Source organism: Variovorax guangxiensis (genome assembly GCF_003952165.1).
Taxonomy (GTDB): domain Bacteria; phylum Pseudomonadota; class Gammaproteobacteria; order Burkholderiales; family Burkholderiaceae_C; genus Variovorax; species Variovorax guangxiensis.
The window spans coordinates 808,207-827,876 of the sequence record NZ_RXFT01000001.1; the positions used below are offsets into that span (position 1 = coordinate 808,207).

The following is a 19,670-nucleotide window of genomic DNA, read 5'->3' on the forward strand; positions in this document are numbered from 1 at the left end:
ATCCGTCTTTGGCAAAGGCGGGTGCGCTTTGCAGAATCGGCGCAAGCATTCGTTCGATTCATTGACAGCCATGCAACTGCGCACGCACTACGTTTCTCCGGCCGCCCAGGCGCGCCATGTCCTGGCCCTCACCGCGAAGGTCTGGCGCATTCCGCCGGCTTCGCCGCATGCGCTGGCTCGCCGCGCGCCTCATGGCTACGTGCCAGCGCGGGTGCTTCGGCGCCTGCATGCGGCCGCCATGTTGAGCCTGCTGCCGCATTCGTGGTGAGCGGCGCTGCCCGCCCGGCATGCGGCGAGCGGATATCGATATAGGAAATCGGCGCAAGCAACTCGCGCGATGCTCCGCAGAATCCCTCCCGAAGGACAGAGGAAGAAGGAGCAGAAGTCCCCTGGAGTTGAGTTCGAGGTGAGTCGGAGTCGGATTGGCTTTTTCGCAGATTCGATGGACGGCTTTTGTGCGGGCCTTCGGGCCCGTTTTTTTCTTCAGCATCGCGCGGTGGATGCGCCGAGCAGGAAACCGGTGACTTCGTCCGAGAACACATATAGCGCCGCCCGCGGATGAGCACGCTGTCCGGGCTCTCGGGGGCCGGCTGCACGCTTCGGCGAGCGAGCCGACGATGCCGGGGGGCCGACTGGATGCCGCGGGTGTCTTGCGCCGGCGGATGGCCCACAGCAGCAGCGAACCCCAGTCGCTCGCAGGCAAGCTTCCGAAGGTCAATGTACGGATCGGGCCAAAGCACTGCGGCTAAAGTGGCACGCTGTTGCCTGCCATCGCACATCCAATCTCCGCACGGACACCCGACACCATGCTGCCCAGATTCCTCCAGCGTCTCGCCGCACGCCTCACGGGCTCGGCGCCTCCACCCGAACCGCCGGCGAAGGGCGCCGCAGCGACATCGACATCGACATTGAAGAAGGGCGACGTGCTCGCCTACAGGAACGCAAACGCCTGGCGGGCCGTCTGGGTTCTCGAAGTCGATCCGTGGCCCGACGGAACATCGGTGGCCCACTGCCTGAGTTACCAGCAGCTGGACGAGAAGCCCACCCTGGAATCGCTGAAGCACGCCGAGGTGCTGATATGGCATTCGCCCATCGACGCCGACGGCGTGAGCCAGGGCAGCGAGCTCATCGGCAACCGGCAGCCCGCCGAGGACGATCTGGTCGGCTTCGCCGAGTACCTGAAGCTCACCGACTTCCCGAGGTATCTGGCGCTGATGGGCCAGGACGGCCAGGAGATCGTGCGCCAGGCCAACGCGCACTACCTGCGCGGGAACGAGCTCTGCGAGCAGGGTCGCAAGGAGGAGGGCATTGCAGAGTACGACGCGGCCGTGGAACTCTTTCCGCTCTTCTTCGAGGCCATCGACAACCGGGCCTTCACGCGCATGGAGCTCGGCAATTTCCAGGAGGCGCTCGACGACTTCGAGCAGTCGCTGCAGGTGAACCCCGACGGAGAGGCCGCCTTCTTCTCGAAGGGCGAATGCCTCATGCGGCTGGGCGAGCTGGCGGCGGCGGAGGCCATCTTCGCCGAGGGCAAGGAGCGCTTTCCGGGTAAGAAGGCGCTCTTCGGCGAGTTCCTTGGGCGCGTGCGGGCGCAGCAGCGCTCGGGAAACAAGTAGCTGGCAAGAAGGCAGTCGCCTAGCGCGCAGCCTCGGGCCGCAGCTGCTCCCTGAGGATGCGCCGTATCTCCAGGATCGCCAGCGGGTTCTCCTGCACGCTGTGCGCCGACGGAATCACCAGCTCGGAGGCCGCGCCGTCGAGGTGCGCGCTGGCGTAGGGCACGATGCCGTCGCTGGAGAGCGCCTGCGCCACGCCGGGCGTGTCGTTGCCGATGATCGAGTGGAAGCGCACGCGCGGGTTCATCGGCAGGCCTGACGACAGCCGCACGAAGGGATCGCGGTCGCTCAGGTTGTCGATGCTGTTGGGTATGCGCAGCGTGCCCTGGTCCTGCCGCGCGGGCGCGATGCGGATCAACTCGCGCGAGATGTCGCCCAGCTGCCCGAGCATCGCCACCGGCAGCGTGATGAGGTTGGCCACCCAGCGCGAGATGCGGTTGTTGGCGAAGTCGGTGCCGCGGTGCGGCGAGGCGATGAAGATCGCGTCGCTCACCTGCGGCAGCGGCTCGAAGCGCAGGTAGGGCGCGAGCTTTTCCTCCATGCGTTGCTGCTGCGCGCCCTGCATCGGATAGCTCGCGAGCAGCGCCTCCCAGAGCTTGTCTTCCGACGACGACACCATGAGACGCGACAGCACGCCGCCCATGCTGTGGCCGATCAGCGTGATGTCGTTCGAGGCCACGGCCTTGCCCGTCGGGTCGAAGTGCTCGAGCGTCTGCGTGACGGCTTCGCGGATCGCGAAGTTGTTGATCGGCAGCGGCGCATTGGTGGGGTAGTAGACCTGCCAGATCTGGTAGCGGCGGCGCAGCGTCTCGTCGCCCAGCACCTCGTTGGCCACGTTGATCCATGCCTCGGGGCTGCTGGCCAGCCCGTGCAGCATGATGACCGTGCGGCGGTTCGGGTCGTAGGGCTGCATCAGGTAGATGCGTGGCTGCGTGAGGCCTTCGCGGCCGCCGAAGAGGCTGCGCAGGGCCTGCAGCGCGAAGTCGGAGCGCGCGAGCCACAGGCCGTAGCCGGAGGTGAAGTTGGCGGCCAGCGGCACTTCCTGACCGGCGAGCCGCACGTTGGCGGTGCGGTACGGGTCGTAGGCGGCGATGCGCAGCGTGCGCGTGCCCAGAACCTCGCCGAGGCTGGCGCCGTCGAAGAGCAGCAGCGCGGTGACGGCGGGGAAGGGCATCTCGCGGTAGGGCGGACGCGGCTTCTGCTTCTCCACGGGATCGGCTTGCTGCCTTGGCGCTTCGTCGTCCGTGCGCTTGTTGCTCGCGGCTACCAGCTCCGCCCCGAAGCCGTCGCGCCGGTAGGTATTGCGCAGGCCCGAGAAGGTCAGCGAGGCGGCGGGAATCAGCTCGTCGGGCAGTGGCGTGTCGGAGGGCAGGCGCAGGCCCGAGACGTCGGTCTCGATGCGCCAGTCGCCCACCTTCGGCATCTCGGGCTGCGCGCCGCTGCGCGAGCCCGTGCGCTGGATGTCCCGGTACAGGCCGGTGATGGCCTGCTGCACCGCGTAGTTGTAGTAGTCGCGCACCTGCGTCTGCCGGTCCTCGAAGGCGCGGTCGCGCGGCTTGCGGGCGGTGAAGAACAGGTAGGCGTAGGCGTGGCGCGCGGTTTCGAACCAGGCCTCGATGGCAGTGGCATCGGCGGCGCCGCCGCCTTTCTCCGCCGCGAGCGCTACCTGCAGCCAGACTTCGGACAGCGCGGAAAGGCGCTGTTCATCGCTCAGCCCCGAGGAGTCGGCCAGTGCATTGCGGCATGCCTGGCCGTCCTTGCGGCAGATGTCGGCGTCGGAGCCGATCACCCGAAGCACTTCCTGCGCGGAGGTGCTGAGCCTGCCGGTGGTGAGCACGTCGCCCCTGCGCTGGGCGAGGTATTCGGCCGGGGAGATCGAGCCGACCGTCACGCCCGCGCAGCCGGCCAGCAGCACGGCGGCGCACGCGAGCGCGGGCAGGGAGGCGACAAGGCGGAATGCGCCTTTCATTGCGCCGCTCCCGCATTGGCCGTCGTGCCCGGCAGGCCTTGCCGGATCGCCTGCGAGAAGTTCGCGGCCGGAGTCTTGTCCGCGGCGAGGGCGCGGTCGGTGATGCGGCCCGCCGCGCGTAGCGCTTCCATGCTGTAGCCGGGCGCGAGGCCGCCCACGTCGAAGAGGTAGTCGGGTAGGTAGCCCGAGGCCAGCAGCCGCCAGTCCATCGGCAGGCCGGGCACGATGCGCCTGGCCAGCGCGTAAACGATGGTCGTGCAGTTCGCGGTGAGCGTGTTGTAGAAGCTGGGCTCGCGCGCCAGCGCGGCGCCTTCGCCGAGGTAGGCGAGGAAGAGCGAGCGCATCTCGGCCCGGGGCAGGCTCACGCGGTACATGTAGACGTCCTCGCCGCGCACGTTGGTGCGCACGCGCAGGATGTCGTGCTCGTCGGCCGCGATCAGGCTGTTCTCGAACTGCCTGAAGAAGCCGCCGACGGACGAGAAGGCCTCGCCGCGCTCCTTGCGTATCTCGATGGAGAAGGTGAGGAACCGGCCATCGTCGAAGCCGAAGGACACCAGCGTGTGCGCGATGGCGGGGCCGCTCCAGTAGGAGAGCGACACATCGACCGTGCGCAGCCGGTCGAGGTCGTACTCGCGCGTTTCCCAGCGCTGGGTGTAGTCGGTGTCGCTGCGCCACTCGAAGTTGCGCACGTTGTCCAGCGTGACCACGCTGCCGTCGATGTGCGAGCGCAGCTGGCGCGACACATCGTCGGCCCACACGCGGTTCTGCGACGGCAGGATGGTGCTCCACCAGACCAGCAGCAGCGCGAAGCCGGTCGCATAGGAGAGCAGGGCGCGCGCCGCCCGCCTGCGCCATGCCAGCGCGATGGCCGCGAGGCCGAAGGCGGCCCAGAGTACGCCCGCGCCGATCTTCACGGCGGCCGGCCCGGGAAACTGGTACCAGAGCGCGAGGCAGGCCCAGAGGCAGGTCGAAAGCACGATGAGCGACAGCAGAATGCGGCCGACGTGACGCAGGAGCGTTCGGATCATGAAAGGCAAAACCAGGAATGCGACCCGCCGAGCTTACGACGGGCGTCCATGGCTACAGCATGTAGGTCACGAGCTTGAAGTCCGGGTCTTCCGGGAAGGGCTTCACCGTGAAGCCCAGCCGGCGCACCAGCTTCAGCATGTCGGGGTTGTTGGCCAGCACCAGCCCGTCCATCTCGGCGAGGCCCTTGTCTCGGGCCACGTCGATGATGCTTTCCATCAGCCGCGAGCCGATGCCCTTGCCGCTGAACTCGTCGGCCACCACCAGCGAGAACTCGCAGCTGGTCTGGTCGGGGTTGGTCACGTAGCGCGACACGCCCACGATGCGCTCGCTCTCCAGCACGGTGCCGTCGGGCGACACGCTGCGCTCCATGATCACTGCCACCAGCGCCATCTCGCGGTCGTAGTCGATCAGCGTGAAGCGAGAGAGCATGGTCGGCGGCAGCTCGTGGAAGCGCGAGACGAAGCGGAACCAGCGGCTCTCGGGCGACAGGCCCTGCACCAGCGCCTGCAGCATCTGCGCGTCGTTGGGATGCACCGGCCGCACGATGTAGGTGCCGCCGCCCGTGCCCGCCAGCGGCCATTCGCGCCGGTAGCGCGCGGGGTACGGCATGATGGCCAGGTGCTGGTAGCCGTTGACCGCGTTGCCCACGTGGGCCGCCACCGCCTGCGAGCTGCTGCCCACCACGATGCGCGCGTCGACCGAGATGGCGCCGTTCTCGTCCACGATGATGGGGTTGATGTCCATCTCGCGCAGCTCGGGCAGCTCGCACACCATTTCCGACACGCGCAGCAGCAGGTCTTCGAGCGCTTCCATGTCCACCGCATGGGCGCCGCGCCATTCGCCCAGCGTCTCGGCCACGCGCGAGCGCTCGATGAGGCGGCGCGCAAGAAACTGGTTGAGCGGCGGCAGCTCCATCGCGCGGTCGTTCAGCAGCTCGATCATGGTGCCGCCCGCGCCGAACACGATGACGGGGCCGAAGGGCTCGTCGGTGACCATGCCCACGTAGATCTCGCGCCCGCGCCGGGCGCGCACCATCTTCTGTACCGTCACGCCGTTGATGCGCGCCTCGGGCGCGAGGCGGGCCACGCGCTCCATCATCTCGACGTAGGTGTCGCGCGCGCCGGTGCCGTTGAGCACGTTGAGCGCCACGCCTTCCACGTCGGACTTGTGCGGGATGTCGGGCGAATCGATCTTCAGCGCCACCGGAAAGCCCAGTTGCGTCGCGATCATCATCGCCTCGCTGGGGCTGCGCGCGAGCAGCGTGCGCGTGATCGGGATGTGGAAGGACGACAGCAGCGACTTCGACTCCATCTCCGTGAGCACATGGCGCCGCTCGGCCAGCACGCTCTCGATGAGCAGCCGCGCGCCCTCGATGTCGGGCTTGGCCAGCGCCGACAGCGGCGGCGGCGTCTGCTGCAGCAGCTGCTGGTTCTGGTAGAAGGCCGCGATGTTGCCGAAGGCGCCCACGGCAGCCTCGGGCGTGCGAAAGCTCGGGATGGTCGCCTCGGCCAGCACCGAGCGCGCCTTGCCCACGGAGGAATCGCCCATCCAGCAGGCCAGCAGCGGCTTGTTCATCGGCCTTGGAATGTCGGCAAGCGCCTTCGCCGTGGCTGCCGCGTCGATGCCGGCCTTGGGCGAGAAGATGGCGAGCACGCCGTCGACCTGGCTGTCGGACGAGGCCGCATCGATGGCTGCGCGGTAGTGCGCGGGCAGCGCCTCTTCCGAGAGGTCGATCAAGTCGGCCAGCGAGGCGAGCGGGGGCAGGGTCGGCTGCAGCACCCTCTGCGAGGCGGCGGAGAGCTTGCCGAGGTCGAGCCCGATCTCGTTGATCCAGTCGGCCGCCAGCACGCCCGGCCCGCCTCCGTTGGTGACCACCGCCAGCCGCTTGCCGACGGGGCGGTAGCGCGAGGCCAGGCACTTGGCGGCCGAGAACAGCTCGACGAAGGAGCGCACGCGCACCGCGCCCGCACGGCGCAGCGCGGCATCGAACACGTCGTCGCTGCCAACGATGGCCGCGCTGTGCGTCTGCGCGGCCTCGTTGCCCGCCGGCTTGCGCCCGGCCTTGAGCACCACCACCGGCTTGGCATGCGAGGCCGAGCGCAGCGCGCTCATGAAGCGTCGCGCGTCGGCAATGCCTTCGAGGTAGATGATGATGCTGTGCGTGGCCTGGTCGTTGGCGAGGAAGTCGAGCACCTGCGGAATGTCGACCGAGGTGTGCGGGCCCAGCGACACCACGCTGGAAAAGCCCACGCCGTTCTGCCGCGCCCAGTCGAGCATCGAGGCCGTCAGCGCACCCGATTGCGCCACCAGCGCGAGCGGCCCGCTGCCGGCCAGCGGACCGGCCACGCTGGCGTTGAGATGCAGCAGCGGCCGCTGGAAGCCCAGCGAGTTCGGCCCCAGCAGGTGCACGCCCTCGCGGCGCGCGATCTTGCGCCACTGCGACGCCTGCTCGGCGCCGATGCCGCTCGAGAGAACCACCGCCGCCTTGCAGCCGATGCGCCCCGCGATCTCGAGCGCGGCCGCCACGTCGCCAGGTGCCAGGGCGATGAGCGCGAGGTCGGCATGGGTCTGCGCCAGTTCTTCGAGCGTGCCCTTGGTGCGCACGTCCAGGAAGCGCAGCGTTCCGTCGAAGCGCTGCGCGCGGAAGGCCTCGCGCAGCGTGTGGCCTGCCGGCGTCTGTCCGCCGGGGCCGTCGGCATTGCCGACGAAGGCGACGATGGAGGCGGGCGCGAAAAGCGGTGTCAGGAAATGCTTGTCCATGCCCCCGAGTCTGCACCGTTCGGACGCTGCTGTGCAGCATGGCGGCACTGCTCGGCGAATGGTCAGGACGGGTTAAGAACGCAGGGCTATAGTCAGGGTTCCATGCAAAAACGTATCGGCGTGATCTTCGTCTCGCGACGAAATTCATTGCGCAGCATCCTGGCAGAAGCGTGCCTCATGCACCTGGACCCGAAGCGGTTCTCGGTATCTTCCTGCGGCCAGCCCGGGCAGGTCGCCCGCGAATTCCATCCCGCCGCCATCGCCGCGCTCAAGAGCGCGAGCATTCCCTTGCCGAAACGGCAACCGCGCGGCTGGGACGAGCTCGCGCGCGCCAATGCCCACGCCGCGGACTTCGTCATCACGCTCGACGAATCCACCGAGCCGCGCCAGCCCTCATGGCCCGGCCAGCCCGATGCGGCGCTGTGGGCCTACCCCGACGTGCTCGACGGCCGCGACCCCGACAGGGTCGTGCACGACGCGGTGCAGATGCTGTTCTCGCTGCGCCGCCGGCTTGAACTGCTGGTGAGCCTGCCGATGCAGGGGGTGGACCGGTCGGCCGTGCGGTCCGACGTGCGCGACCTGGGGTACATGCGCTAGCCGCTCCCGCCGGCCGGAGCGGGCTCACTCCAGCGTGAACCCGATCTTCAACGTCACCTGCCAGTGCGCCACCTTTCCGTCGACCACATGACCGCGCGTCTCGGTGACGTTGAACCACTGGATGTTGCGCACCGTCTCGTGCGCCTTCGCGATGGCGGTCCGCACCGCATCTTCGATGCCGGTGGGCGAGGAACCGGTGAGTTCTAGCGTTTTGTAGACGTGGCTGGACATGGGCTGTCTCCTTCGGGGTTGAGGGGATGGACTGATCGATCGATTGATAGCAAGGGGCCCGGAAGAACATCGTAGTCCCGTTGCGGACACAGGTGTCAGTGGACGTACCCGCCCTTGACGAAGCGCACGGGCTCGGCGTCCATGCGCGCGATGAGGGCGCCGAGGCCGTCGGGCGGCAGCGGGCGTTCGCCGGGTTTCGCGTAAGGCTGCTGCTCGCTGCGGCAAAGAAGATCGTCGTCGCTCCACGCGCTCTTGCCGGGTTCGCCGCGTGCGCGCAGCCAGCCGTCGCGGTCCACGATGAACTGCGTGCCCGCCAGTTGCGTTGTCGCGGCGACGAGCGAGAAGGCCGCCCACGCGGCGGGCGAGGTGGCGATGCAGTCGGCGGACTGCGGCGCCACCTCCGTGGACTGAGGCGCGAGCAGCATGGTCACGAGGCGCGGATCGTCGGGTAGCGGCGATGCCTGGCGGCCAAGCTCCGACGCGATGATGCGCAAGCGCTGGCCGCGCCAGCTCGAAAGGCTGCGCGGTGGCTTGTCGCCGCATTGCACCGTCACATCCGGCGGCGCTATGGGCTGGGCCCAGAGACCGGCCGCGCGCAGGCTCTCGCCGGCGCCCTGGGCTTTCATGAAATCGATCAGCGCCCATGCGTCCGCGTCGCTCAGCGCGGTGCCGAAGCCGGGCATGGTCTGCGCACCACGGCGGTCGCGCATGCCGTTCATCACATGCCACAGCAGGTCGCCATCGGCGCGCCGCCACAGCAGCGGACCGCCCAGGTCTGGAGGCCACACAGCCTGCGCCGAGGCCAGCGGCCCGTGGCCCCGGCCATTGGTTCCGTGGCAGGCGGCGCACTGTGCCGCGTACAGCGTGCGGCCGCGCTCGATGCTGCCGGCGGTGAAGCCGGTGGGCGATGCGTGGAAGCTGGTTGGGTACGCAGGTACAAGCACCACGCTGGCCTCCGGCCATGGCGCCAATGCCGCCAGCAGCGCGGCTCCGGTGGCAAGCCATATGCGGCGCCGGCGCCAGAGCAGCGCGACCAGCAGGACAAGCAGCGCCACGGCAAGCACCACCAGCGTGAGGCCGAGTTGCCGGGCCTGTCCGAGGTCGATCAGCAGGTTTTCGCCGGATAGCCGTTGCGCCCACGGCCATGCCGGCTGCCCGTGCGATTGCCCGGACAGCCCCAGTGCATCGAGCAGGCAAAGAAGCCAGAGCTGCGCGCCCTGCAGCAGGCCGATCAGCAGATTGAGCCAGCCGGCCTCGGGAGGCGGACCGCTCATCTTCTCGACTCACCACGTCGCATCGAGCCCCAGGTGCCTGAGCGCCTCGTGTCGCAACTCGGCCAGCTTCGGATCGCCGCGATGGCGCGGGTAGGGCAGCTCGACCACCAGCTCCGCCGCGATGCGCGCGGGCCGGTCGCTCAGCACGATCACGCGGTTGGCGAGGAACAGCGCCTCTTCCACGTCGTGCGTCACCAGCAGCGCAGAGAAGCCGGCCCGCTGCCAGAGATTGACCAGCTCGCTCTGCATCGCGATGCGCGTGAGCGAATCGAGCTTGCCCAGCGGTTCGTCGAGCACCAGCAGCTGCGGATCGTTGACGAGCGCTCGCGCCAGCGCCACGCGCTGCGCCATGCCGCCGGAAAGATGGTGCGGAAAGGCTTTCGCGAATTCGGTCAGGCCCACGAGCTTGAGCGCCTCGTCGACGCGGGCGCGCTGCTCCTTCAGCACGCCGCGTGCCTGCAGGCCCAGCGCCACGTTGTCCCACACGCTGCGCCAGGGGTAGAGCGTCGGGTCCTGGAAGACGACGATGCGCGACGGATCGGGCCGCGAGATCGGCTCGCCGTTCTGCGTGATGGCGCCGGTGGTCGCGGGCTCGAGGCCGGCCACCAGCCGCAGAAGCGTCGACTTGCCGCAGCCGCTGGGCCCCAGCAGCGCGACGAACTCGCCGGGGCGTACCTGCAGGTCGATGCCGTCGAGCACCTGCAGCACGCCGCCGGACACTTCGAACCAGTGGCTGACGCCGCGTATGCCGATATGGGCCCCGGCGCCCGTGGTTGGTGCAGGGGCGGGCGGAAGCACCGCGTTCGGGGTCGTCTCGGTCACCATTTCACGGTTCCCTTCTGCCACGACAGCACGCGGTCGCGAACCTTGAACAGCAGCGTGATGAGGCCCGAGCACAGCGCCGCCATCACGAGCAGCGCCGCGTACATGTTGGCGTAGGCGGCCCAGCCCTGGGCCCATTGCAGATACCAGCCAAGCCCGGCCTTCACGCCCATCATCTCGGCGGTGATGAGCACGGAGAACGACGCTCCCAGACCCATGAAGAGGCCCACGAACACCTGCGGCAGCGCCGCCGGGATCGCCACGCGCAGCACCAGGAAACGTTCAGAAGCACCCAGCGTGCGCGCCACGTCGTAGTAGCTCTTGTGCACCGAGGCCACGCCCGACCAGGTGAGCACCGCCACCGGGAAGAAGGTGGCCAGGCCCACGAGGAAAACCGCCGCCGAATAGCTCGAAGGCGCGAAGAAGAAGGCCAGCGGCAGCAGCGCCGACGCGGGCACCGGCCCGAGGAAGCGCAGCAGCGGATGCACCCAGTACCCCGCGATGCGCGACCAGCCCACGGCCACGCCGGTGCCGAAGCCCACCAGCGCGCCCAGCACGAAACCGTTGGCCAGCAACCGCAGCGAATGCAAGGTCGACAGGCCCAGGCGCTGCCAGTCCTCGTGCACCACGTCGATCAGGCTCTGCGGCGGCGCGAAGAAGGGCGAGGGCAGCACGCCGAGCTTGGCGGTGGACACCTCCCACAGCGCGAGGCCCGCGGCCAGCGCGACGAGCCATTGCCCGGCAGGCCGCAGCGTGCGGACCAGCCGCCCGGTGCGGCCGCCCAGCAGCGCGATCGCCAGCAGCAGCACGGCGACCACCAGCGTCGCGATGCCGAACTCCTGCGTGAAGGCCCAGTCGCTGAAGCCGGCTTCCTTGTTCGGCCAAAGCAGCGTGAGCAGGCCCAGCGCGACCCATGCGGCAGAGGCGAGCAGGCCCGTGCTCCAGATGCCTGCGGGGGCGGCCGGACGCCGCGGCTGTGCCCGCGATTGCTCTTTGGCGGGCCGTGCGGCGCCTCCTTGCAGCACGCTGCGGCGCGAGGGCGGCAAATGATCGAGAGCAAGGGTCATCGCAGGCTTCTTATCCGGAAATACGAAGCTGCGAGTGTTGGCGGACCATGGCGGCGCGGCCAACGAAGGAATGCGGCTATGGATATGCGCGCAGCTACTTTCCCTTGGCGGCGCTGCTGCCGAAGCTCTCGGCGAGGAACTCGACGACGGCCTGCACCCGCGCCGTGCGCCCCTTGCGCGTCGGCACCAGCAGCGTGACCGGCGCGCTGTCGAACTGCCAGTCGTCCAGCACGCGCACCAGCGTGCCGCGCGCCACGGCATCGGCCGCGTCCCATTCGGAGCGCAGCACCAGGCCCAGCCCCTGTTCGGCCCACTGGCGCGCCACGCCGCCGTCGTTGGTGACGTACGCGGGGGAAATGCGCAGGGTCTCGCGCCTGCCCTTGGCGGCCGCCGCCCGGCCCGCGGGGCGCAGGTGCCACAGCGTCACGTCCTCGTCGTTCTCGCGGATGCAGATGCAGTCATGTGCAGGAATGTCGCGCGGCACGCGGGGCACGCCGCGCTGGCGCAGGTAGGCGGGGCTGGCGCACAGCCAGCGCTCGTTGGCGCTCAGCGTGCGCGCTACCCACGACGAATCGCGCACCGTGCCGATGTGGATCACCGCGTCGGCGTCGTGCCGGTCGGGCCACGGGGTCTCGCGCAGGTCGAGCTGCACGCCCAGCCCCGGGTGCAGCCTGGCGAAGCGCGCGAGCATGGGCGCGATGTATTGGCGGCCGTAGCCGAAGGGCGCGGCGATGCGCAGCGTGCCGGTGAGGCGCCGGTCGTCGCGCTGCATCGATTCGCGCAGCCCCTCGATCTGCCCGAGCAGCGCGGCCGCCTCGCGCGCGAAGCGCTCGCCCTCGGGCGTGAGGCTCAGCTTGCGCGCGGTGCGGGTCGCCAGCGACAGTCCCAGCGCAGCCTCCAGCTTGCGCAGCCGCATCGAAAGGGCCGGCGGCGTAACGTCCAGCGCCCGCGCCGCCGCGCTCAGAGACGGCTCGCGCAGCAGGGCGGCAGCGAGCTGCAGGTCCTCGATCTGGATCGTCGTCATTAACTTGTGCTTAACGATTGATGACTCCGCATTGAAGCACAGGCATGGCCTCGAAACGTACAGTCGCAGTCCATGCAATCCTCCAATGCCTATCCGCGCGCAGTGCTCTTTGACCTGCTCACCGCGCTGCTCGACTCCTGGACCGTCTGGAACGCCGCCGCCGGCTCCGAGGAGAAAGGCCGCACCTGGCGCGCCGAGTACCTGCGGCTCACCTACGGCTGCGGCGCCTACGTGCCCTACGAACAGCTCGTGAAGGAGGCTGCCCGCAATACCGGCATGCCCGGCTCCGCCACCGACGCGCTCGAAGCGCAATGGGACACGCTGCCCGTGTGGAGCGGCGCGCGCGAGTTGCTGCTGGCGCTCAAGCCGCACTGCCGCCTCGCCGTGGTCACCAACTGCTCCAGGCGCCTGGGCCACCGCGCGGCGGCGCGGCTGGGCATCGATTGGGACGCGGTCGTCACCTCGGAGGAGGCCGGGTTCTACAAGCCCGATCCGCGCCCGTACCGCGTGGCGCTCGAACGGCTTGGGGTGGAGGCGCATGACGCGGCCTTCGTCGCCGGCTCGGGCTACGACATGTTCGGCACTTCGGTAGTGGGCCTGCGCACTTACTGGCACAACCGGGTCGGCCTTGCACTGCCGCAAGGAGCGCCGTCGCCCGAGCTTCAGGCGCCGACGCTCGCACCGGCGCTGCCCTGGCTGCAATCCTTCGAAAAGAAATGACGAGTTCCAGAATGAACACCCTCGCCACCATCGACACGCCCGCGGCTCTCATCGAACGCACGCGCATGCGGCGCAACATCGAACGCATGCAGCAGCACATGAACGAACTTGGCGTGCGCTTCCGACCGCATGTGAAGACCAGCAAGTGCATCGAGGTCGCCAAAGCCCAGCGCGAGGCGGGAGCGCAGGGCATCACCGTCTCCACGCTGAAGGAGGCCGAACAGTTCTTCGCCGCAGGCTTCACCGACATCCTTTATGCCGTCGGCATGGCGCCGCACCGGCTGCCGCATGCGCTGGAACTGCGCCGGCGCGGCTGCGCGCTGGGCATCCTCACCGACAGCGTGGCCTCGGCCAGGGCGATTGCCGAGTTCGGCCGCGCGAACGGCGAGGCCTTCGATGTGCTGGTCGAAGTCGATACCGACGGCCACCGCAGCGGCATCAAGCCGGAGGAAGACGCGCTGCTCGAAGTCGGCCGCGTGCTGCACGAAGGTGGCATGCGCCTCGGCGGTGTGCTGACCCACGCGGGCTCCAGCTACGAGTTGGATACGCCCGAGGCCCTGAAGGTGATGGCCGAGCAGGAACGCTCAGGCTGCGTGCGCGCCGCGCAGCGGCTGCGCGATGCGGGCCTGCCGTGCCCGGTGGTCAGCGTGGGTTCCACGCCCACCGCCCTGGCTGCGGATGCGCTGGACGGCGTGACCGAAGTGCGGGCCGGCGTGTACGTCTTCTTCGACCTGGTGATGCGCAACATCGGCGTGTGCACCGAGGACGACATCGCCCTGAGCGTGCTCACCACCGTGATCGGCCACCAGGCCGACAAGGGCTGGGCCATCGTCGACGCAGGCTGGATGGCGATGAGCCGCGACCGGGGGACGCAGAAGCAGAAGCGGGACTTCGGGTACGGGCAGGTGTGCGATGCGCAGGGACGGGTGCTCGATGGCCATGTGCTCATTGGTGCGAATCAGGAGCACGGCATTCTTTCGCGGGAGGGCGAGGCGGATGCGGACATTGCGGTGCGCTTTCCCGTGGGCACGCGGCTGCGCATCCTGCCGAACCATGCCTGTGCGACGGGGGCGCAGTTTCCGGAATATCAGGCGTTGTCGGAAGACGGATCGCTGACGACCTGGAGCCGTTTTCACGGCTGGTGAGGCGTGGCGCCGCGGGCTTTTCCGGCATCTAACGCCGGCGATACACGGTGGAGTTCGACGCCGCAGGCATTGCCCGCTCGTCGTGCGAGGCCCGGTGCAATTCGATCTGGCCCAGATGGTCCAGCACCCATGTGGCCAGGTTCATGAGAGGCGACGCGAGCGAGTGACCCAGTTCGGTCAGCGCGTATTCGACCTGGGGAGGCACGGTGGGATGAACCGTTCGCGTCACCATGCCGTCGCGCTCCAGGGCCTTGAGCGTTCGCGTCAGCATCTGCTGCGATATCCCGCCGATCAGCCGCTTGAGTTCATTGAACCGACGCGGCTTCTGTTCGAGCATCGTGATCGCGAGGATGGTCCACTTGTCGCCCATTCGGCCGAGCATCTGGTTCACCTTCCGGCAGTGCTCGTTCGTACCGGGCTCGTCGGGTGGGGCAGGCATATGCATGTGACTAGGCCTCAAACATCTGCGTTCTTGTCATTGTGACGGTCAATCTCAATCATCTGGTCATCGAAACATACCACCTGAAGGAATACCAGATGACTGCAAAGAAAACCCTCGCAATCTTCGGCGCAGGCTCCGGCCTCGGCACCTCCCTGGCCAAGCGTTTCGGTCGCGAAGGTTATCGGATCGCCCTCGTCGCGCGGCGCGCCGAGCCGCTGGAGGCATTCGTCGCCGAACTCGCCCGGGCAGATATCGAGGCCGCAGCGTTTCCGGCCGACCTCACGAAGATCGACGGAATTCCCGCGCTGGTCCGATCCATCGAGGAGCGGTTCTCGAGCGTGGACGTCGCCGTCTACGCTCCCGCGCCTTCCGACGCCAACTTCGTACCCGCGGTCGAACTCGATGCGGCGAAGCTGCAGGCCATGGCCTCGATCTTCATGCTCTCGCCCATCGAGGTATCGCACGCCGTACTGCCGGGCATGCTGGCCCGGGGAGACGGCGCGATGATCGTCGTCGGAGGCCTGGCCGGTGTGGTTGCCATTCCCGGCATGAGCGGCGTCGGCCCCGTGATGGCTGCCGCGCGCAACTACGTCCTCACCCTCAATGCGGAATTGGTCCCGAAGGGCGTCTACGCGGGTACGGTGAGCATCGGCGCGGTCATCGATCGTTCGACGGGGCTGCGTGCGATGACCGGCTCGGGAGCGAAGCTCGATCCAAGGTTGCCGGTGCTCGATCCCGACGACATCGCAGAGGAGATCTGGAGCCTCGCCACGAAACGCGACCGCCCCGAATCGATCCTGCCGCCACTTCAGCCGGCATGAACGAGGAAGGCCAGACGTACATGCTGCGAATAGACCTCTATACCGAGATCACCTGCCCCTGGTGCATCGTCGGCCAGTACCGGCTCGACAAGGTACTTGCACAGGGCTTTGCCGGCCTTGCGGCGGACATCCGCCACCATCCGGTGCTGCTGATGCCCGATGCGCCTGCGTCAGGAACCTACATTCCCGATCTGCTGCGCTCGCGCCACGGCATCACCGATCCGGCAATTGCGTTTTCACGTGTCGAGTCCGAAGCGCGATCCTCGGGACTCGAACTCGACCTGCGTCGCCAGCCCTGGGCCTTTCCCACGCAGGCAGCCCATGCGTTGATCCTTGCCGCCGGGGAGCGAGGCTTGCCCCAGCATCGGTTGGCAGTCGCCATCACGCAGGCGTACTTTCTGGGCGCAAAGAACATCGGCAATGCCGATGTGCTTGCGGCCATCGCCGTGGATCACGGATTCGATCGGATGGAGGCAAGGGCGATCGCTGTCGACCGTGCCTGGCACGGGCGAGTCGAAGAGGCGGCGAGGAGAGCTGCCGTGGCGGGTGTCCGGTCGGTTCCCCATTTCGCCTTCGGTCCGGGCATCGTGTTGCGGGGTGGACGAAGCGAACAAGAGATCGCCTCATGCATCCGGGAGGCACTGGGCGGCGTCGCCGTTTCCTGAGCGCTCGTTCAGTACGACTGCTCCTCGACCACCCGCCGCACAGTCCGCAATGCACTGCGCAAACCGTCCAATCCAACCGACCCCAACGCCAGCCGCAGTGCATGCGGCACATGCTTCGACGTAGCGAATGGCTCGGCCGTGGAGACCGAAACGCCTTCACGCATCAGCGCCGCGGCAACGAGGTCGGCCCGCGTCTCCTCCGGCAACGGTAGCCACGCGAAGTACGACGACGGATGCCGAATGCATCCCATCCCGGCAAGCACTTCGCCGACGATGGCTTGCCGCGCAGACGCGTCCTGCCGCTTCTGCGATTCGAGCCGCTCGACCGTGCCGTCTTCCAGCCATGAGCACGCGATGGCGGTGGTCACGCCCGGTGTACACCACGTCGTGGCCCGGATCGCACGTTCGAGCTTCGGCACCCACGCATCGGGCGCGGCGACGAAACCCACGCGCAGCCCGGTCGCGACGTTCTTGGAAAGACCAGAGACATACACCGTCGTCTCGGGCGCCAGCGCAGCCAGTGGCGCAGGCGGATCGTCGGCCAGGAAGGCATAGGCCGCGTCCTCGATGATGAGCAGCCCGTGCCGCCGCGCGATGGCAACGAGGCGCTTGCGGCGGCTCGTGCCCATCACCCAGCCCAGCGGGTTGTGCATGGTCGGCATGGCGTAGACGGCCCGCACACGCCGCCGCGCGCACAGGCGCTCCAGCACGTCGAGGTCGGGCCCCTGGCCGGCAGCGGGCAGGGGCGCCAGTTCCAGTTTGTGCGCCTCGGCCAATACCTTGAAGCCGGGGTAGGTGAGGGCGTCCACCGCGACCACGTCGCCGGGTTGCAGCAGGGCCATTGCGGTCACGGCCAGTCCATGCTGCGCGCCGTCGACGATCAGCACGTTAGATGGCTCCACTGTCAGCCCTCGCGAGGCGAGGTGTCGGGCGAAGCAGGCGCGCTCATGCATCCGTCCGCCGTGGGGTGCGTAGCGCAACATGGCGTCGAGTTCGCCGCCGGCCGCGAGCTGGCGCAGTGCGCCGCGCAGCAGCTCGGCCTGTCCGGGCAAGGCAGGGTAGTTGAAGTTCAGGTCGACCAGGTCCGCCGGCAGGGCGCGCTGCTCGGCGCCGGGGCCCACGCGCAGCGATGCTTCGCGCACGAAGGTGCCTCGGCCGACCTCGCCGCTGACCAGGCCCATGGCCTCCAGCTCGGCGTAGACGCGCGACGCGGTGACCAGCGCCAGCCCGTGGCGCTCGGCCAGCTTGCGGTGCGTGGGCAGGCGGGTGCCGGGCGGCAGGCGGCCGTCGCGGATTTCGGCGGCAAGTTCGTCGACCAGTTGCTTGTAGCGCGCTTCGGCCATCGTGAGCTCGATGTATCCATGACAATTCTTTGATTGTATTGATCGCCTCTCCTACGATGGCTTCATTCGCCCACGATCACACCAATACAGGACGCCATGCACATCGCCATCCTCACCTTCGACGGCTTCAACGAACTCGACTCGCTCATCGCGCTGGGCGTGCTCAACCGCATCAAGAAGCCGGACTGGCGCGTGAGCATCTGCTGCCCGACGCAGGAGGTCACGTCGATGAACGGCGTGACCATCCGCGCGCAGTCGCTGCTGGAAGATGCGCGCTCCGCCGACGCGGTGGTCGTCGGCAGCGGTGTGAAGACGCGCGAGGTGGTCGCCAGCCCGGAGCTGATGGGGCGCCTGTCGCTCGATCCGCAGCGGCAACTGATCGCGGCGCAATGCTCGGGCACGCTCGTCCTGGCCAAGCTCGGCCTTGTCGAAGGCGTTCCGGCCTGCACCGACCTGACGACCAAGCCCTGGGTGCAGGAAGCCGGCGTGGAAGTGCTGAACCAGCCCTTCTTCGCGCGCGGCAACGTCGCCACCGCGGGCGGCTGCTTCGCTTCGCCTTACCTGGCCGGCTGGGTCATCGCGCGCACCGAGGGCATCGAGGCCGCCGAGGCGGCGCTGCACTACGTGGCGCCAGTGGGCGAGAAGGAGGCCTACGTGGCCAACGCTCTGAGGAACATCACGCCGTATCTGCCGCGATGAGGTCCGTTGTTGCTGTGGTCGCCTGCGCCGCGCAGCGCCCGTAGGTGTCGTCGAAACGCACGATGTCGTCTTCGCCCAGGTAGCCGCCGGTCTGCACCTCGATCACTTCGAGCACCGTCTTGCCGGGGTTCTCCAGCCGGTGGACCGCGCCGGAGGGCAGGTAGATCGACTCGTTCTCGTGCACCAGGCTGACCTTGCCGTCGCAGGTGGCGCGCGCCGTGCCCTTCACCACCACCCAGTGCTCGGAGCGGTGGTGGTGCATCTGCAGCGAGAGCCTGGCGCCGGGCTTGACCGTGAGGCGCTTGACCTGGAAGCGCTCGCCCAGGTCGATGCTGTCGTAGGCGCCCCATGGCCGCACCACGCGGCGGTGCTCGGTGGCTTCGGCGCAGCCTTCCAGCGAGAGCTTGCGCACCACCTCCGCCACCTGCTCGGCGCAGCCCGCGCCGGCCACGAGCACGGCGTCGGGCGTGTCCACGATGATCAGGTCCTGCGTGCCCAGCGCCACCACCGGCCGGTGCGGCGCGTGCACGAAGGTGTTGCGCGAGTTCAGCGCGCTGGCCTTGCCGCTGAGGCGGTTGCCGGCATCGTCGGCCGGGTGCAGGCTGGCGACCGCGTTCCAGCTGCCCACGTCGCTCCACAGCCCCTCGAACTTCACGACCGCGATCTGGCGATGCTTCTCGAGCACCGCGTAGTCGATGCTGTCGGCGCGGCATTGCTCGAAGGCCGCGCGGTCCAGCCGCACGAAGCTGCCGTCGCGGGTCGCGTTGGCCGCGGCGCTCTCGCAGGCCTGCAGGATGTCGCCTGCGTGCTCGCGCAGCGCGGCGGTCAGCGTGCGCGCCTGCACGAGGAAGATGCCCGCGTTCCAGCTGTAGCCGCCGTTCAGGATCAGCATTTCGGCCACCGCTGCCGTCGGTTTCTCGACGAAGCGCGCCACCGCCTGGCTGTGCCCGCCGGCCAGCGGCTCGCCGGCCTCGATGTAGCCGTAGGCCGTGCTCGGGAAACTGGGCACCACGCCGAAGGTGACGATCCGGCCCGCCAGCGCCGCATCGACGCCGGCATGCACGGTGCGGGCGAAGAGGGCGGCGTCGGGGATATGGTGGTCCGAAGGCGCGAACAGCAGCAGGTCGTCAGGCTCGGCCATCAGCGCGGCCGATGCCATCGCTGCAGCGGTGTTGCGCGCCACCGGCTCCAGGATCTGCCGGCCCGTGACACCGGCGTTCTCCACCGTTTCCCTCACCAGGAAGCGGTGGTCTTCCGAGGTCACGCAGGTGATGTCGGCGTTCAGCAGAGCCAGCCGCTCCAGCGTGAGCTGCAGCAGGCTCTTGCCGCCGACCAGCGGCGCGAACTGCTTGGGCAGGGCCTTGCGCGACAGCGGCCACAGCCGCGTGCCGCTGCCGCCGCACAGGACCACGGGATGGATGGAGGGAGCGGTTTTCATGATCGGTCGCC

19 protein-coding genes are annotated in these 19,670 nt (G+C 68.6%); 8 read left to right on the forward strand and 11 right to left on the reverse strand.

What is annotated here, in order from left to right:
- Window positions 1–70 precede the first annotated feature (70 nt).
- Complete coding sequence (locus EJP67_RS03960; RefSeq protein WP_126019637.1) at window positions 71–268, forward strand: hypothetical protein; 198 nt, start codon at window positions 71–73, stop codon at window positions 266–268.
- Between the two features lie 538 nt (window positions 269–806).
- Window positions 807–1,616 carry a tetratricopeptide repeat protein gene (locus EJP67_RS03965; RefSeq protein ID WP_126019639.1) on the forward strand — a complete coding sequence of 270 codons (810 nt, stop codon included), beginning with the start codon at window positions 807–809 and terminating at the stop codon, window positions 1,614–1,616.
- A gap of 19 nt (window positions 1,617–1,635) precedes the next feature.
- Here the strand turns inward: EJP67_RS03965 and EJP67_RS03970 are convergent, their stop codons facing one another.
- From EJP67_RS03970 to EJP67_RS03980, 3 genes are read right to left on the reverse strand one after another with little or no spacing between them, the layout of a single operon-like run.
- The gene (locus EJP67_RS03970) at window positions 1,636–3,582 is read right to left on the reverse strand and encodes an esterase/lipase family protein (protein WP_126019641.1); all 1,947 of its coding nucleotides are present in this window, start codon (window positions 3,580–3,582) and stop codon (window positions 1,636–1,638) included.
- Window positions 3,579–4,610 carry an Lnb N-terminal periplasmic domain-containing protein gene (locus EJP67_RS03975; protein ID WP_126019643.1) on the reverse strand — a complete coding sequence of 344 codons (1,032 nt, stop codon included), beginning with the start codon at window positions 4,608–4,610 and terminating at the stop codon, window positions 3,579–3,581. Before EJP67_RS03975 ends, EJP67_RS03970 begins: the two co-directional genes overlap by 4 nt.
- A 52-nt stretch (window positions 4,611–4,662) precedes the next feature.
- Window positions 4,663–7,371, reverse strand: a complete 2,709-nt coding sequence (locus tag EJP67_RS03980) for a bifunctional acetate--CoA ligase family protein/GNAT family N-acetyltransferase (RefSeq protein ID WP_126019645.1) — start codon at window positions 7,369–7,371, stop codon at window positions 4,663–4,665.
- A 102-nt stretch (window positions 7,372–7,473) separates the two neighbouring features.
- On the opposite strand from EJP67_RS03980, the gene EJP67_RS03985 reads away from it, so the two are divergent.
- Window positions 7,474–7,968: an arsenate-mycothiol transferase ArsC gene (locus EJP67_RS03985; protein WP_126019647.1), complete on the forward strand. Its 495-nt coding sequence runs from the start codon at window positions 7,474–7,476 to the stop codon at window positions 7,966–7,968.
- 24 nt (window positions 7,969–7,992) lie between these two features.
- Here the strand turns inward: EJP67_RS03985 and EJP67_RS03990 are convergent, their stop codons facing one another.
- From EJP67_RS03990 to EJP67_RS04010, 5 genes are all read right to left on the reverse strand, one after another.
- Window positions 7,993–8,199, reverse strand: coding sequence for a dodecin (locus EJP67_RS03990; RefSeq protein WP_126019649.1), 207 nt, complete (start codon window positions 8,197–8,199; stop codon window positions 7,993–7,995).
- 95 nt (window positions 8,200–8,294) lie between these two features.
- Window positions 8,295–9,473, reverse strand: coding sequence for a c-type cytochrome (locus EJP67_RS03995; RefSeq protein ID WP_126019651.1), 1,179 nt, complete (start codon window positions 9,471–9,473; stop codon window positions 8,295–8,297).
- A 9-nt stretch (window positions 9,474–9,482) separates the two neighbouring features.
- The gene (locus tag EJP67_RS04000) at window positions 9,483–10,298 is read right to left on the reverse strand and encodes an ABC transporter ATP-binding protein (RefSeq protein WP_126019653.1); all 816 of its coding nucleotides are present in this window, start codon (window positions 10,296–10,298) and stop codon (window positions 9,483–9,485) included.
- Window positions 10,292–11,362: an ABC transporter permease gene (locus EJP67_RS04005; protein ID WP_165909542.1), complete on the reverse strand. Its 1,071-nt coding sequence runs from the start codon at window positions 11,360–11,362 to the stop codon at window positions 10,292–10,294. The genes EJP67_RS04000 and EJP67_RS04005 overlap by 7 nt, the downstream gene beginning before the upstream one ends.
- A 94-nt stretch (window positions 11,363–11,456) precedes the next feature.
- Window positions 11,457–12,386 carry a LysR family transcriptional regulator gene (locus tag EJP67_RS04010; RefSeq protein WP_126019655.1) on the reverse strand — a complete coding sequence of 310 codons (930 nt, stop codon included), beginning with the start codon at window positions 12,384–12,386 and terminating at the stop codon, window positions 11,457–11,459.
- Window positions 12,387–12,458: 72 nt separating this feature from the next.
- Here EJP67_RS04010 and EJP67_RS04015 point away from each other — a divergent pair, with 72 nt between their 5' ends.
- The gene (locus tag EJP67_RS04015; protein WP_126019657.1) at window positions 12,459–13,106 is read left to right on the forward strand and encodes an HAD family hydrolase; all 648 of its coding nucleotides are present in this window, start codon (window positions 12,459–12,461) and stop codon (window positions 13,104–13,106) included.
- Between the two features lie 11 nt (window positions 13,107–13,117).
- Complete coding sequence (locus EJP67_RS04020; RefSeq protein WP_420824252.1) at window positions 13,118–14,251, forward strand: DSD1 family PLP-dependent enzyme; 1,134 nt, start codon at window positions 13,118–13,120, stop codon at window positions 14,249–14,251.
- A 28-nt stretch (window positions 14,252–14,279) separates the two neighbouring features.
- Here the strand turns inward: EJP67_RS04020 and EJP67_RS04025 are convergent, their stop codons facing one another.
- Entirely contained in the window at window positions 14,280–14,633 is a 354-nt protein-coding gene (locus tag EJP67_RS04025; protein WP_240650529.1) for a winged helix-turn-helix transcriptional regulator, read from the reverse strand.
- A gap of 98 nt (window positions 14,634–14,731) precedes the next feature.
- Here EJP67_RS04025 and EJP67_RS04030 point away from each other — a divergent pair, with 98 nt between their 5' ends.
- Entirely contained in the window at window positions 14,732–15,514 is a 783-nt protein-coding gene (locus EJP67_RS04030) for an SDR family NAD(P)-dependent oxidoreductase (RefSeq protein WP_240650483.1), read from the forward strand.
- Window positions 15,511–16,179: a DsbA family oxidoreductase gene (locus EJP67_RS04035; protein WP_240650484.1), complete on the forward strand. Its 669-nt coding sequence runs from the start codon at window positions 15,511–15,513 to the stop codon at window positions 16,177–16,179. Before EJP67_RS04030 ends, EJP67_RS04035 begins: the two co-directional genes overlap by 4 nt.
- Window positions 16,180–16,187: 8 nt before the next feature.
- Here EJP67_RS04035 and EJP67_RS04040 read toward each other — a convergent pair whose 3' ends face one another.
- On the reverse strand, window positions 16,188–17,522 hold the full coding sequence (locus EJP67_RS04040; RefSeq protein ID WP_126019663.1) for an aminotransferase-like domain-containing protein: 1,335 nt from the start codon (window positions 17,520–17,522) through the stop codon (window positions 16,188–16,190).
- A gap of 96 nt (window positions 17,523–17,618) precedes the next feature.
- Between EJP67_RS04040 and EJP67_RS04045 the strand changes: the two genes are divergently transcribed.
- The gene (locus tag EJP67_RS04045; protein WP_126019665.1) at window positions 17,619–18,221 is read left to right on the forward strand and encodes a DJ-1/PfpI family protein; all 603 of its coding nucleotides are present in this window, start codon (window positions 17,619–17,621) and stop codon (window positions 18,219–18,221) included.
- Here EJP67_RS04045 and EJP67_RS04050 read toward each other — a convergent pair.
- Entirely contained in the window at window positions 18,199–19,659 is a 1,461-nt protein-coding gene (locus tag EJP67_RS04050; RefSeq protein ID WP_126019668.1) for a mannose-1-phosphate guanylyltransferase/mannose-6-phosphate isomerase, read from the reverse strand. The genes EJP67_RS04045 and EJP67_RS04050 overlap by 23 nt on opposite strands.
- Window positions 19,660–19,670 lie beyond the last annotated feature (11 nt).

Excerpts from the sequence above, each read along its gene's own strand:
- EJP67_RS03960 (WP_126019637.1), top strand. The coding sequence starts at position 71 with ATGCAACTGCGCACGCACTACGTTTCTCCGGCCGCCCAGGCGCGCCAT.
- EJP67_RS03965 (WP_126019639.1), top strand. The coding sequence starts at position 807 with ATGCTGCCCAGATTCCTCCAGCGTCTCGCCGCACGCCTCACGGGCTCG.
- EJP67_RS03970 (WP_126019641.1), bottom strand. The coding sequence starts at position 3,582 with ATGAAAGGCGCATTCCGCCTTGTCGCCTCCCTGCCCGCGCTCGCGTGC.
- EJP67_RS03975 (WP_126019643.1), bottom strand. The coding sequence starts at position 4,610 with ATGATCCGAACGCTCCTGCGTCACGTCGGCCGCATTCTGCTGTCGCTC.
- EJP67_RS03980 (WP_126019645.1), bottom strand. The coding sequence starts at position 7,371 with ATGGACAAGCATTTCCTGACACCGCTTTTCGCGCCCGCCTCCATCGTC.
- EJP67_RS03985 (WP_126019647.1), top strand. The coding sequence starts at position 7,474 with ATGCAAAAACGTATCGGCGTGATCTTCGTCTCGCGACGAAATTCATTG.
- EJP67_RS03990 (WP_126019649.1), bottom strand. The coding sequence starts at position 8,199 with ATGTCCAGCCACGTCTACAAAACGCTAGAACTCACCGGTTCCTCGCCC.
- EJP67_RS03995 (WP_126019651.1), bottom strand. The coding sequence starts at position 9,473 with ATGAGCGGTCCGCCTCCCGAGGCCGGCTGGCTCAATCTGCTGATCGGC.
- EJP67_RS04000 (WP_126019653.1), bottom strand. The coding sequence starts at position 10,298 with ATGGTGACCGAGACGACCCCGAACGCGGTGCTTCCGCCCGCCCCTGCA.
- EJP67_RS04005 (WP_165909542.1), bottom strand. The coding sequence starts at position 11,362 with ATGACCCTTGCTCTCGATCATTTGCCGCCCTCGCGCCGCAGCGTGCTG.
- EJP67_RS04010 (WP_126019655.1), bottom strand. The coding sequence starts at position 12,386 with ATGACGACGATCCAGATCGAGGACCTGCAGCTCGCTGCCGCCCTGCTG.
- EJP67_RS04015 (WP_126019657.1), top strand. The coding sequence starts at position 12,459 with ATGCAATCCTCCAATGCCTATCCGCGCGCAGTGCTCTTTGACCTGCTC.
- EJP67_RS04020 (WP_420824252.1), top strand. The coding sequence starts at position 13,118 with ATGAACACCCTCGCCACCATCGACACGCCCGCGGCTCTCATCGAACGC.
- EJP67_RS04025 (WP_240650529.1), bottom strand. The coding sequence starts at position 14,633 with ATGCTCGGCCGAATGGGCGACAAGTGGACCATCCTCGCGATCACGATG.
- EJP67_RS04035 (WP_240650484.1), top strand. The coding sequence starts at position 15,511 with ATGAACGAGGAAGGCCAGACGTACATGCTGCGAATAGACCTCTATACC.
- EJP67_RS04040 (WP_126019663.1), bottom strand. The coding sequence starts at position 17,522 with ATGGCCGAAGCGCGCTACAAGCAACTGGTCGACGAACTTGCCGCCGAA.
- EJP67_RS04045 (WP_126019665.1), top strand. The coding sequence starts at position 17,619 with ATGCACATCGCCATCCTCACCTTCGACGGCTTCAACGAACTCGACTCG.
- EJP67_RS04050 (WP_126019668.1), bottom strand. The coding sequence starts at position 19,659 with ATGAAAACCGCTCCCTCCATCCATCCCGTGGTCCTGTGCGGCGGCAGC.